Raw genomic sequence first — 14,695 nt, 5'->3', positions numbered from 1 at the left:
AATTGACAGGAACTTATATTTAGTGTTTTTTAAATTCTATATAATTCAAGTTGAAGCCCCCTTTATCAAAAAGCACCTTAATTTTTTGAGTGCCTTCTTGTAGTTTTACTTTTGATATTTCAATGGTTTCCCATGAATTTAAACCGCCTGTATTTGAAACACTAACGGCTTTTGAAATTGTATTTAATGCTGTTTCTATACGAAGCTTTCCGTTGGAATTTTCACTTGCTATACGTGCATGAACACTATAATTCCCTGCTTTTTTTACATCAACTGTAAAAACCAACCACTCGGCATCTTTGATGTCGGTTACCGAAAACCCGTTGGAATGTTTGTCTGAACACACTTGAAGATCTACCCCATCATTACGCATTATACGTCCTGTATTCCATGCCGAACGCTCTTTTCCTGTAGACACGTGGTAATTGATAAAATCGGTATCGAAATACGCGTAGTTTTGCTGACCTAAATCGTAAGCCGAGGCATATATTTTGCCTGGCAATTCATGATTGGCATACGGCAAGGTTTGTTTAGTGTACACTTGCCTAAACATGGCATCTATAACATCTTTATTGATGGTTAAGTTTTCCATTTTGTAGTTTTCGGCAATCTGCATTAAAGTGGTTTTAGCTGCTTCAACCGAGGGTTTTTTGCCGCCATCTTTCCAATAATTCAGTAAAGCCTGATAATCTTCGGTTATGTTTACTGAAGTTACACCCGCAGTATTCGCAATTTTTTTCATAGGCCAAAATGCCCAACCAATGTTATGTGATTCCACCAAAGCAATCGCATCGGTAAACCAAACATTGGAATTCTCGCCACTTTCGCCCAACCAAATAGGCACATTCAGCATATCGCGATAATCTAAAAATTGTTGAATAGAGGCTGTGTCATTATAATTCCAGTATTTATGAAAACTCAAACCCATATTATCATCCCAAAGCGGAAACACCCCGCTGTAATTGTTTCCCCAGCAATTGCCTTCAATAAAAATTAAGTGATTTTTATCTACATCTCGAATGGCTTTTGTTACCGAAACCATTAAATCTTTTAGTGGTCCGTTTTGTTTTTCGTCGCAACCATTTTTATTGGTTCCAGTAAAATTCCAATTGGGTTCGTTTATTATATCATAAGCCCCAATCCAAGGGTGATCTTTATAGCGTTCGGCTATTTTTTTCCAAAAAGCAATCATTTTTTTCTGATTCGCTTCACTTTCCCACAAAGACGGTTTACTTTCATCATAATCTGAAATAGCAGCGTCTTTGCCTTGGCCTCCTGGCGCGGCGTGTAAATCTAAAATAAGGTAGATATTATTTGCTTCGCACCATCTTAAAACATCGTCGGTCATTTTAAAACCTTTTTCTAACCAAGTAATGTCACCGTTTTTCTCATCTTCAATCGCTGGTGTGTACAAATTATAATGCATGGGCAAACGCACGGAATTAAATCCCCAAGCTGCAAGCGAATCGATATCGCGTTTAGTAATGCCGTTTTCTAGATAGGTTTCATAAAATTCTGCCGTATTTTCTTTTCCTATAACGCCTTCAATCTTCTGTTTAATAACGTGCTGCGGACTGGCAAAAGGTTGTGTTTTTAGCATATAGCCTTCTTGTACCATCCAACCACCAACACCCAGACCGCGCAGCAATATATTTTTACCTGCACCATCTACAATACGTTGGCCATCGCGGTGCAAAAATCCTTGTCCGAAGGCATTTGTTAAAAACAAAACTGAAAGTATAAAAAAGATTTTCCTCATTATGTTATTTACTGTTTAAAAGGTTTATTTCCAGATATAGGTTGCAACAGCACCGCCATCGATGAAACTTGTTACCCATTTTCCGTTAACTTTTATGTTGAAAAATTCGGCTTTCTCACTATCGTTTACCACGATTAAAACCTGTTTCCCATCAGGAGTAAGAAAGGCAACATTTTGAAGGTTTCCTGCAATATTACTCGCTATACGTTTTGAACCTGAAGGCACAAATTTTGAAGCATGTCCCACAATATAATAACCCACATTTCGAGTAATATTTCCTGAATTACTTATAGTTAAACCGCCCTTGCAAGTGGTACAACCCCCATCGGTATGCGGGCCAAACTCACTGTTGTTAGCCAAATTCCATTCTAAAGCATTACGGCTCCAATTTCTAGTCGCCCCTATAATTACATTTTTTAAATGCCATTTTAAATCGCCAGGAAAACTCCCATCTGAAGGTGTGTATTGTTCTGTGAAATACAAGTTTTTATTAGGAAATGCATTGTGGACTGTACTTAAGGCTTTAATATCGCCGCTATATAAATGAAAAGCCGAACCATCTATGTATTTATTAGCATCGGCATCATTTAAAACTGTAATGGGATACTGCGGATTGTCGCAATTATGATCCCAAATAATAATTTTTGTTTGAATTCCAGCTGTTTCAAAAGCTGGTCCCAAATGATTTTTTATGAATTCAGCTTGATCTGCAGCGGGCATGTACAAACTCGGATTATTTCCATCGTGCAACGGTTCGTTTTGAATGGTAATCGCATCCATTGTAATGCCTTCGGCTTTCATCTGCTGAATATATTTTACAAAATACTGGGCGTAAACCCCATAATATTGTGCTTGTAATTCGCCACCTTTAAAGCTACCGTTGTCTTTCATCCAAACGGGAGGCGACCATGGCGATCCTAAAATTTGAATGTTCGGATTAATCTTTAAGATATCTTTTAAAACAGCGATAACCCCTGCTCTATCGGGTTCTAAACTAAACTGTTCTAGGTTTAAATCGGTTTCGCCATCAGCTAAATCATTATAAGTGAAAGGCGCCGCATTTAAATCGGAAGCCCCTATGCTAACGCGTAAATAATTTATTGAAATAGACGATTCTGAAGTTCCAAATAACTCTTGAAGTAAGGCTTGTTTTTTTGAAGCATCTAAGGAATTAATAACCTCGGCACTTCCGCCTGTTAAGGTAAAACCAAAGCCATCAATATCTTGAAAAGTCTCTCCTGGTTTCACCTCAATAGTTGGATAATTATTTGCTGAAGTTCCAAAACCCAATACATCGGTTTGCTTTTCTAACAATTTACTTTTATTTCCAGTTGTTAACCAAAAGTCGACATCGTTTGTAACAACAGGAGGCGTTACTCCCCCATCATCTGTATTATCTTCGGGTGTTGAATCTGAAGATGAACAGCCAACCTGAAAGAGCAAAAATAACATGAGTAGAAAGGCGTTTGAATGCATTTTGAATTGTTTTTTGTTAATAAATTAAAGTTTGAATAGCACGTGCTGGAATGGTTACCTTGGTCTGTTTTTCTGAAACTATTAAATTATAATTAATAGGCTCGTCAGACTTATTCATCACCACGGTTACCATTTCGCCATTTTTATTCTGGAATGTGGTACTTATTATATGGCTTCTACTTACCGCTGTACTAATACGTTTTGCTTCCAAACGGATAAATTTTGAAAAATGCCCGATATAGTAATATGATGGCGTATAAATTAATTCGCCGGTTCTAGTATCGGCATGGATTGGCGCAAAACAAAAGTTCCCAACGTGGTTTGGCCCCCCGTTTTGGTCTAATAAAATATTCCAATCGGTCCAACCTACGGTTCCGTTGTTAAAATCGTGAATCATAGAAGCTCCGTAGCGTTCTGCATTTGGCCAATATTGATATTTAGCAGCATCAAATTTTTCGTTACAACCTTCGGTAAACATTAACTTTTTATCAGGATAAGCTTCGTTTACCTTACCAACGTTATTATACATTGGTTCGCCACCTGCCCAAGTTTCATACCAATGAAATCCTAAACCCCATACATATTTTGCAGCTTCAGGATCGGAATAAATTACATTCGCGCGCTGGTTCATGAGGTCTCTGTTATGATCCCAAACAATAAGATTTTTATCACCCAAACCTTCTTTTTCTAAAGTTGGTCCTAGATAATTTTTAACAAAGTCGCGTTCCTCTTCAGCTGTATACAAACAAGATTCCCAAGTTTGAGTAGCCATAGGTTCGTTTTGAACCGATAAGCCCCAGATTGGCATGCCTTCTGCTTCGTAAGCTTTTATAAATTTTGCGTAGTAATTTGCCCAAGACTGATTAAATTCTGGTAATAGCTTACCACCTTTTAACATGCTTTTATTGCTTTTCATAAACGCTGGAGGACTCCAAGGCGACACGTACAACATTAGGGTTCCGCCAGCAACTTGCGTGGCGCGTTTTATCATGGGAATGCGTAATTTCTTATCCTTATCAATAGAAAAGGTTTTTAAATCGGCATCACCTTCTTCGATATAGGTGTGACTTCCACTACCAAAATCGGAACTATGAATAGTCGTTCTTAAAAGCGTATACCCAATACCTTTATCTTTATCGTAATAAGCATTTAAAAGTTCCTTTTGCTTTTTCTTGCTTAATGTTGCAAAAACTTCTGCACTAGCATCGGTAATGGCACCGCCAATACCAATAAATTCTTGAAACTTTTTTTTAGGTTCTACAAATACCGAAATCTCAGTTTCTACTGGCTGAATTGCTTTGGAAAATGAAAGTTTATCGGTTTTTGATAATCGTAATTTAGAGTTCTGTGCCGTTGTGTAAACGGTTACCTCCTGTGCTTTAGCTTCCTGTGAAAACACAGTTGTAGCCATTAAAGCCATTAACATGGCTAAATGATTTATCTTCATTTGCTATCTTCTTAATAAAATTTTTATGGATTTCATTTGAGATTCGTTAAAAAAACACCCCATAGCACGATACTATGGGATGTTAAAAAACTAAACTACTACTCAATTAATTTGCACCTCGTACTTCTACATTAGTCATTGAAATACCAGTAGGCCCAACATCTGCACCACCACATCTAACCACTAGATATACAGTTCCTGCAGTATCAAAACTCACAATATTACCAGACCCTACACAGCCAACAAGCGATAATTTACCTTCAAACGGTGCCGTAGCACAGCCATCCCAGGTACTCATCCCCATACGTCTGCCATCGGCTGTGTACTCTTGCCCTTGAACAGGAGGTGTTTTAGACAAATACACCTCAAACCAAGTATCCGTCGAGCCTTGTCCCCAAACTTTCATGTCTATTTTATAGTCTTTATTAGCCTCTATTTCAATGGCTTGATAAATACCTTGTTGTGCCCATCCTGATGCATTAATAGTTGCACTCCCATCGTTAAAAGTCCAAGCAGCACCAGAATCGCTAATGTTTAATATGGTCCATTTAGAATAATCATCTTGCGAAGCAAATTTCCCACCTTGAATTAAGTTACCAGCAACAGGATCTGAGGTAGCAACGGTTACATCTTGAACCAAAACATTGGTGGCACCTCCTCGGCCAACAGCAGTATGCGTAACAGGATATACTCCTGCATCAGGCAAGGCTACCTCCAGCTCTAAATTACCGTAATAATCTACCCCATCTACATTCCAATATGAGGTTATAACATCTTTTGCTGAAGTAAATTTGAATGTATTTGTTAATCCTTCAACTTCGGTTACTGTAAAAGAAGCATCAACATTGGTATCGGTTAATCCATTACCTTCACCTACTTCATCAGGTTGGCAACTTGTCCAAACAAAGGCGCCAACTAAACAAAGTGCCCATGCTGTATATGATTTTAAATTTATTTTTAATTTCATGAGATTCTGTTTTAGAATTAATAATTAGGGTTTTGAACAATTTGAGTATTCTCTAGTTCTCTTAAAGGAATAGGTAATAACTCATTCTTTCCAGCTGTAAAACCACGATCTGCTAAAACTGAAGCAGCGTTACCTGTACGTACTAAATCGAACCAACGGTGACCTTCGCCTGCTAACTCAATACGACGTTCTTTAGCAATTGCTTGCATAGATACTGGCGTAGAAGGCAAGCCAACGCGAGCACGAACAGCATCTAATAAAGCTTGTGCTCTAGCGCCAGAACCACCTAAAGCTTCAGCTTCCATTAAATAGGTATCAGCTAAACGAATGGCGTAGGTATCTTGTTTATAATTAAGCGCCGTAGCACCTCCACCTGTAGAGGTCTCAGAATTTAAAGGCATAAATTTCTTTAAGAAATACCCTGTGTCTTGATAATTTGGTGCCCAATCTGCCTCTCCTGCATCTTTTAATGCTTTCATATCTAAAATAGTGGCATCAAATCTTGGGTCGCCTTTCATCGTATCGTAAAGGTTTTGTGTTACGGTGTTAAAACTCCAACCAGAAACATAATCTGGAGCTGTAGAACCATCTGGTCTTACATAACCTCTTGGCCCAACCATAATACAAACCGTATTACCTTCGTCGTTACCAGCACCCCACCAACCCCAGTCGGCATTACTTTTATCGGTGTGAGATATTTCAATAATAGCTTCAGAATTAAATTTGTTATTGATGTCCCATAAAGAAGCAAAATCATCAACCAATTTATAACCATAAGCACTCGTAGTACCTGGTGTACCATTTACTGCGGCAAATTCTGCAGCAGCTTCACTGTTTTTACCTTGGTATAAATACACTTTACCTAATAAAGCTTTTACAGAACCTTGACTAAAACGTCCTGCTTCATCTGCCAAATTGGTGATTTGCATTGGCAAACCTGGTTCTGCTTCTTTTAAATCCATTTCAATTTGAGCATAAGTTTCAGCTGGCGTGGCTTGCATCAAATTATAAATATCTGAAGGTGGAATTGGCGCCAAAATAAGTGGCACATTTCCAAACATACGCACCAATTCAAAATAGTAAAATGCACGCAAAGCTTTTGTTTCGGCAGTGAATCTTGCTTTTAAAGCGGCATCCATTGGTACATTTGGAAGCTTTTCTAATAATACATTTGCTCTAAAAATTCCGGCATAATAATCGTTCCAGTAACTGTTTGGAATGGTTGTTTCGTCTATGCTATAATCATCTATAGCATGAATTCCAGCTCCATCTGTTGCACCACCTCCTGCTGCAAAAAAATCATCTGATCCTGCATTAAAAAAGGTAATCATGTTTTCAAAGCCTCTAGAATACTTCCCTAAAACATCATATACGGCTATTAATCCTGAATATGCTTGATCGGCATCTTTATAATAATTATCTTCTAAAGGTGTTCCTTTTGGTTCAACCGCTAAAAATTCTTCGCTGCAAGACGCTCCTAAAAATAGAAGGCTACAAACGGCTATTGATGATAGTATTTTATTTCGTTTCATAATCTTCGTCTTTTTTAAAATGTTACATTTAATCCTAATAACCCAGAAATAGCTTGTGGATAAAATCCTCTATCTATTCCCATAACACCGCCACCAATTTCTGGATCGAAACCTGTATATTTTGTAAAAGTGAATAGGTTTTCGCCCGTAACATAAAGTCTAAGGTTTTGCATACCTATTTTTTCTATAACATTTTTAGGCATAGAAAACCCTAATTGAATGGTTTTAATTCGGAAATAATCGCCATCCTCTAAATAAAAATCAGACGGGTTATTAAAGTTCTTATTGGTATCGTTTGATGTTAATCTAGGAAAGGTATTTGATGTACCTTCTCCGGTCCATCTTCCTAAAGCAGCAGTTTGATAATTGGCATTTCCTATATCTAATCGTCTTAAACCTTGAAAGATTTTGTTTCCTCCTGCGCCTTGACCAAAAATTAAGAAATCGAAATTTTTATACGTCAAGTTTAATGTTAATCCGTAAGAGAATTTAGGAATAGAGCTTCCTAAGAAATCACGGTCGTCAGCATCAATTGTTCCATTTCCATCTACATCTCTCCAACGGAAATCTCCAGGAACAGCATCTGGTTGAATACGGCTACCCGATTCGTTTACATAAGCATCAATTTCTGCTTGATTTTGAAAAATCCCATCCGTTCTAAATCCGAAAAATGAGTTCACAGGTTGCCCAACTTGGGTTCTTGTAATTGGGTAGCTACTGGATTGAATGGTTTGTGTCCCATCGGTTAAGTAATCAACATCTCTACCTAAATAGGTTACTTCGTTTTCTAACAATGATAAATTAGAATTTAAAGAGATGTTAAAATCTCCAAAGGTTTTATTGTAACCCAATTCAATATCGATACCACGGTTTTCCATATCTGCTACGTTTCCTGCAGGACTCCCAGAACCTACGTAACCTGGTAAGGTAATATCCTGTAAAATCCCTGTAGTTTTTTTAGTGTACCAATCTAAACTAAGTGTGATGGTATTAAAAAATCGAGAATCGAAACCAATGTTGGTTTGCGATGTTTCTTCCCATTTTAAATCTGGGTTAGATGGTGCGTTTGGACTATTACCAATGGTTACTGCGCCATCATAACCGTTTCCAACAGTATAGTTCCTTCCATCTCCAATGGTGGCTAAATACCTAAAATCTCCAATAGCATCACTACCCGTTACACCGTAACCTCCTCTAATTTTTAAAGTATTTAAAACATCATTTTCTGGCCAGAAATCTTCATTTGTAGGCACCCAACCTAAAGAAAACGAAGGAAACACTCCGTAACGGTTGTTAGATCCAAAACGAGATGAACCATCTCGACGTATAATACCAGTTAGCAAATATTTTTCTTTGTAATCATAAGTTAATCTAGAAAACAATGAAGTTACAATATGCTCGGCATTAGTGTACCCAGAAGCGGTTATACGATCTGAAGGAATATCATAATTAAAAGAAGCATCCTTATAACTATCAATTGGCAGATCTTTATAAGTTACATTATGGCCATCGGTTATATTCTCAACATAAACACCTTGTCCAACTAAAACACTAAAATTATGATTGTTTATGCTTTTGGTATACGAAACCGTATTTTCTACATTCCAACCAAAACCTTTGTTAGAACTTCTATACAAACTGTTTTCTGGAACGATATAAGTAGAATTTAAATACGCTACAGGTGTGAAATTTTCATCACCCCAATATGCTAATTTACCACCAATGGTACTTCTAATTTTTAAACCATCAAGAAACTCAAGTTGTAAATAAGCATTCCCAACAAAATTATCTGCCCAACTGTGATTTCCTAATCTGGTTTGTGCATACGCTAAAGGATTAGACATTTCTTGAGTTACTAAAGAAGATATACCGTATGGATAACCGTTTGCATCTCTAAAAATTCCACCTTCAGCTCTGTTATAAGGTGCTGCATTAGCCAAATTTGGATCGCGCTCTACAATAGGTGTAATAGGATCTAAATTTATTGCTGAACTTAAAGGCCCTCCAAATTCACTATTTGTATTTCCAATACCTATATTTTTTTCATGAGAGTAACCAAGAGTTTGACCGAAAGTAATAACTTTTGATATTTTATGAGTTGAGTTTAAACGAATACTCTTTCTGTTATAATTAGAAATATTGCTGGACACAATACCTTCCTGATCGTACAACCCAAAAGAGGCATAAAATATAGATTTTTCATTACCACCACTAATACTAAACTCGTGGTTTTGTCTTTGTGCACTATTGTTAAAAATAGCATCTTGCCAATCGCTTCCTTCTCCGTAAGCATCTGGATTAGCAAAAGGCAATTGGAAATTTCCGTTAATGGCTTTATTGTATCCATTAGCGTATTTCTCGTTCATTAAAGTAGCATACTCTCTAGCATTTAATAAATCTAACTTTCTAGCTGGTGCAGACACCCCTGTATAACCGTTATAATTAACAGAAAGTTTGCCTTCTTTACCTTTTTTAGTCGTTACAAGAATAACCCCTGCTGCTGCACGCGCCCCATAAATGGCTTGAGAAGCTGCATCTTTTAAAACTTCAATCGACTCAATATCCGATTGGTTTAAATAACCAATACCTCCGGCATCAACCACAACACCGTCTACTACCCAAAGTGGTTCGTTATTACCAAAGGTAGTTATACCCCTTACTCGAATTGTTGAAGCCGAACCAGGTTGTCCCGAATTTGCTGCGATGGTTAAACCAGAAGCACGACCTTGTAAAGCTTGCTCTACACGAGTAATTGGCATATCTTCCAAATCGGATGATTTAACTCCAGAAATAGCTCCAGTTACAACACTCTTCTTTTGGGTTCCATACCCCACGACAACGACCTCATCTAAACTTTCAACGTCTTCCTTCAATACAACTTTTAATTGCGTTTGTCCTGCTACAGGAATTTCTTGAGTAACATACCCAATACTACTTATTACTAAAATGCCTGTTTTAGGCACTTCCAATTGAAACTTACCATCATAATCGACAACAGTTCCATTAAGCGTGTTTTTTATTAAAACGGAAGCCCCGGTTACTGGCACACCGTCTACGTCATAAACTTCTCCAGTTACATTAAGCGACTGCGCCCATGTTAAACTAGAATAGAGAATAGACAAAACACAAAAAATCAAAGATTTGTTTAGTTTAATTTTCATAATTTTTCAAGTTATTGTTTATTAATTTGTCACAATTATAAGGTTTAAATTTTCATATTCTCACATTTAAACCTGTAACAAAAACACATCAAAATAAAATATTACATTTACAAAAACACATCAAAACAAAATTAGTTAACTGAATTTCAGTGATTTAATTTTAAAAAATAGATTGTTAATTAAATATTAAATATTAATTTAATACTACAAATTGAAGATTTCATGTATATTAGATAAATAAGCCAAAAATCCCTCCTTTGTTAAATAAAAAAACACATGTAATTCTTTAAATAAAACCATTTTTAAAATGCACACTTATTTAAAATTTATTTTTTCAATATGCCTTTTCTTAAATAGTCTAATTAGCTACACTCAGGTTAAAACACTTGGCATCCCTAATATTAAAAACTTTAAGAAAACAGATTATCTCGCCGGAACTCAAAACTGGAATATTGCTCAAGACCAGAAAAACAACATCTATTTTGCTAACAACAAAGGTTTACTGCAGTTTGATGGTGTAACTTGGCAAAATCATCAACTTCCCAAAGGCAGCTCCATTCGTGCCCTTAATATTGATTCTGAAAGTGGCAGAATTTATGTGGGTAGCTATAATGACTTGGGTTATTTTGAATCGGATGAAAACGGAATACTCCAATACCAGACACTTACCCCTTTAATTGAAGAGGCTAACAAATTAGAGTTTGGTCACATTTGGAAAATTCATATGATGCATGATGAAATTATTTTCCAATCCTTCGAAAGAGCCTTCATTTACAATAAAGAAAGTAACAGTATAAACTACTTAGAAGCACCACACCAATTTCAATTTTCATTTAAAATAGATGATATTTTATATTTACAAGACACTAAATTTGGTCTGCATCAATACCAAAATGGTATCTTAAAAAAACTTAAGGGCACAGATGTTTTAAACGAAACAGAAATTTGGGGACTTTTTAAAATGCCTAATAACACCCTACTCATTACCACCCTAAAAAAAGGCGCATTTATTTACGATTTCAAAACCGTTACCCCGTGGAAAACTAAGGCCAACGACTTTTTAAAAGAAAATAATTCGCTAGGCGGCACCACATACAATAATAATACGATCGCATTGAACACGGTTTTAAACGGAATGATTATTGTTAATACCGATGGCGAAATTATTCAACATTTAAATTTAGATAAGGGACTTCAAAACAACACCATATTAAGTTCATTTGTCGACAACCAAAACAATATTTGGCTAGGCTTAGATAACGGTATCACCTATATAAATGAAAATTCGCCGCTTACTTTCTTTGGCGTAAACTATAACATTAGTACCGTTTATGGCACTGCCATTTACAAAAACAATATTTACATTGCGACCAATCAGGGCGTATTTTACCATCCTTGGGGCAGCAATTTTAACGAGGACGATCGTTTTGTTTTAGTTGAAGGAACCACAGCACAAAGCTGGAATGTACAAGTTATAAATAATCAATTAATTTGCGCAAACAACCAAGGGGCTTTAGTTATTGAAGGCGGAAAAGTAGTAAATACACTAGACTCCAAAGGCTATTATAATTTTAAAACCATTCCTAGTAATACAAACTTTATAATTGGTGCGAATTATGATGGTTTTGCTTTATTTGAAAAAACAGATACGGGCATAAAATACATCGATCAAATATCTGGATTCGATAAAGAATCTAATACTTACGAGTTATCGGAGTCGTATTTATGGGTGTTTAAAGAAAATTTAATTTATCAGCTCAATCTATCTAAAGATTTTAAGCATGTAAATACTCAAAAAGTTATCAATCAATTAGCTCCAAACACAAATGACATACATAGCATTCAAAAAATTGATAACACCGTTTATTTTCAAACTAATAATAAGTTTTATCGGTACGAAAAAAATCAAAATACATTTATTTTAGATCAAAATATCTCCAATTTATTTAAAGACAAACCCCTAATAAACTCTGTTACAGAAGACCTTAACGGGAATTTATGGTACAATTACAAGGAATCTTTAGGCGTGCTAAAAAAAACAGACTCTTTAAACTATGAAGATATAACAGCTCCATTTTCAAAATTAACAGACAACCTCGTTTCTAATTATATTTCGGTTTACACTTTAGATCAAAACAATGTTTTTATTGGCCTAACCGATGGCTTGGCGCATTTCGATTTCGATTTCAATAAAGATTATACCACAAAGCCTTTGCTGAGCATTAAAAGTTTTTCATATGGCGAGAAAACCCTTAATCTTGGTAACCTTAAAACTAAAACTCCCGAGTTAGCGCTTCCATATAGTGCAAACAATATAAAATTCACATTTGCGGCACCTGTTTATGAAAACGCAAACACCGTGGTATACAGTTACCAATTGGTGGATTACGACAAACATTGGAGTGACTGGTCCAACACTACCATGAAGGAATACACCAACCTTAGGGAGGGCCAATATACCATGAAAATTAAAGCTAAAAACAGTTATGGTGTATCCTCAAAAGAAGCACTATTAACCTTTTCAATTGCCCCGCCATGGTACCGTCATTTTTTAGCCTATTTAGCTTACTTGTTAATAATTGCCCTTGCTTTCTATTTAACATCTAGAAATGCCAAATTAAAAATTAGAAAAAACAAATATTACGAAACCATAGAGCAGCGTAAATTATACCTTGAAAAAGAGTCTAAAATTATTAAACAGCAACACCATTTAGAAAAAGAAATTGAAGCTTTAAAAAACGAAAAACTACAAACAAAAATATTAACTAAAGACAAGCAACTGGTAAACAACTCTTTGCAAATTGCCAAACAAAACAAACTGCTAAAAGGAATTGTTAACAAACTAAAAGCCATTGAAACAGATGCGTTAAATGAAGCCACTAAAAATAAATTTGAAAAGCTAAAAAGCGGTATTATAAAAGAAATTAATAATGATAGCAGCTGGAAAGATTTAGAAAAACACATAAAAAATGTGCATTTCGATTTTTTAAAACGGCTTAAAGAGAAACACCCTAAAATTTCTCCTAGAGAATTGGATTTATCCACCTATTTGCTTTTAAATATGTCGACTAAAGAAATTGCTGAAGTTATGAATATTTCTACTGGAGGCGTTGAATTAGCGCGTTACCGACTTCGGAAAAAACTAGAGCTAAAAAGACAACAAAATTTAACAGGCTATTTAATGAATATTTAAAGGTTTTCATTTGAAAAACTAGCTAAACATAGCTAAAAAAACGATTTCAAATTGTATTTTTCTGTGAGCAATCACATGTGAATAATTGGATTTAAACAGTATATTTATATATGCACTCTTGGCTCTTAAAAAGTATAAATTCTATTTTTAATCTAGGTAGTTAAGAAAATTCTTTTCACTTTTCACTTTTCACTTTTCACTTTTCACTGAAAAACCGCCAACTGTTTCAAAACAACCTCACGAGATTTGTTATTTAACCATTTGGTGTCTTCAGTTGTTAAACCACTGGTTGGAATAAGTTTATGCACCTTCACACGCATACGACCAGGGCTTCCGCTAAAAAAAGTAAAGGAAAATCGCTTCTTATTATCGGCAAACGTTAATGGCACCACTGGAATTTGATGATTAATCGCCAGTCGAAAAGCCCCATCTTTAAAGGTATCTAATTCAATATGTTCTTCGGGCACACCTCCTTCAGGAAAAATACAAATACTTAAACCCGATTTTAAGCGCTTTTGAGCTCTTAAAAAAACAGCATGCCTGCTTTTTGCCGAACTGCGGTCTACCAAAATACAAGTACGCTTATAAAAAAATCCGAATAACGGAATTTTAGCCAACTCGGCTTTCCCAACAAACACAAAAGGATTTTTAACCGTAACCAACATGAGCATGATATCTGCCATAGAGGTATGATTAGCAATAAACATATAGCTTTTGCTTTTTTCTAAAGCTTCTTCACGTTTAATAATTGGAACAAAGCCCATGCCTATTAAAATAAATTTCGCCCAAATACGCGCCAACTTAAAAAAGAAAGGATACCAAGATTCCTTTAAAATAGATAGTATTAAAAACGGAAACAAGATAAGTATTGGCAAACACACTAAAATGTAAAACCAAATACGGTAGAGGATCCAAAATATGTATTTCAGAATTTTCATAAGCTTCAAAAATACTATTATAATTTGATTATCTTTAAAACATACTAACTGAACTCATCTTGACTTTTTATGTTTAACCGAAAATGAAATAAAATTTGACCAGATGAGGTGTTTTTAGAAAGTCATAGTAGCGCTACGGCTAATAAAAACAGCAAAATATGGGTGAATTTTAAACATTTTTTAGGAAATAGAAAAAGTCAAAACGAGTTCACTAAAAATAGA

At 35.6% G+C, this 14,695-nt stretch carries 8 protein-coding genes; 1 reads left to right on the top strand and 7 read right to left on the bottom strand.

From position 1 onward, the window contains the following. Positions 1-19: 19 nt before the first annotated feature. From H6X70_RS13655 to H6X70_RS13630, 6 genes are all read right to left on the bottom strand, one after another. Entirely contained in the window at positions 20-1,759 is a 1,740-nt protein-coding gene (locus H6X70_RS13655; protein WP_194768245.1) for a cellulase family glycosylhydrolase, read from the bottom strand. 24 nt (positions 1,760-1,783) lie between these two features. Further along, a complete protein-coding gene (locus H6X70_RS13650) occupies positions 1,784-3,235 on the bottom strand; it encodes a glycoside hydrolase family 30 protein (RefSeq protein ID WP_228530375.1) in 1,452 nt (483 codons plus the stop codon). A gap of 16 nt (positions 3,236-3,251) precedes the next feature. Then, positions 3,252-4,682, bottom strand: a complete 1,431-nt coding sequence (locus H6X70_RS13645) for a glycoside hydrolase family 30 protein (protein WP_194768244.1) — start codon at positions 4,680-4,682, stop codon at positions 3,252-3,254. Between the two features lie 106 nt (positions 4,683-4,788). Then, entirely contained in the window at positions 4,789-5,649 is an 861-nt protein-coding gene (locus H6X70_RS13640) for a hypothetical protein (protein WP_194768243.1), read from the bottom strand. Between the two features lie 17 nt (positions 5,650-5,666). Continuing rightward, entirely contained in the window at positions 5,667-7,181 is a 1,515-nt protein-coding gene (locus H6X70_RS13635; RefSeq protein WP_194768242.1) for a RagB/SusD family nutrient uptake outer membrane protein, read from the bottom strand. 14 nt (positions 7,182-7,195) lie between these two features. Next, positions 7,196-10,342, bottom strand: a complete 3,147-nt coding sequence (locus tag H6X70_RS13630; protein WP_194768241.1) for a SusC/RagA family TonB-linked outer membrane protein — start codon at positions 10,340-10,342, stop codon at positions 7,196-7,198. A 307-nt stretch (positions 10,343-10,649) separates the two neighbouring features. Between H6X70_RS13630 and H6X70_RS13625 the strand changes: the two genes are divergently transcribed. Continuing rightward, positions 10,650-13,535 carry a triple tyrosine motif-containing protein gene (locus H6X70_RS13625; protein WP_194768240.1) on the top strand — a complete coding sequence of 962 codons (2,886 nt, stop codon included), beginning with the start codon at positions 10,650-10,652 and terminating at the stop codon, positions 13,533-13,535. Between the two features lie 203 nt (positions 13,536-13,738). On the opposite strand, the gene H6X70_RS13620 is transcribed toward H6X70_RS13625, so the two are convergent. Further along, complete coding sequence (locus H6X70_RS13620; RefSeq protein WP_194768239.1) at positions 13,739-14,473, bottom strand: lysophospholipid acyltransferase family protein; 735 nt, start codon at positions 14,471-14,473, stop codon at positions 13,739-13,741. Positions 14,474-14,695: the final 222 nt, after the last annotated feature.

The organism is Tamlana sp. I1 (assembly GCF_015355625.1).
In the GTDB taxonomy this organism is placed as follows: domain Bacteria; phylum Bacteroidota; class Bacteroidia; order Flavobacteriales; family Flavobacteriaceae; genus Pseudotamlana.
This window is presented reverse-complemented; position numbering and strand designations above follow the sequence as displayed.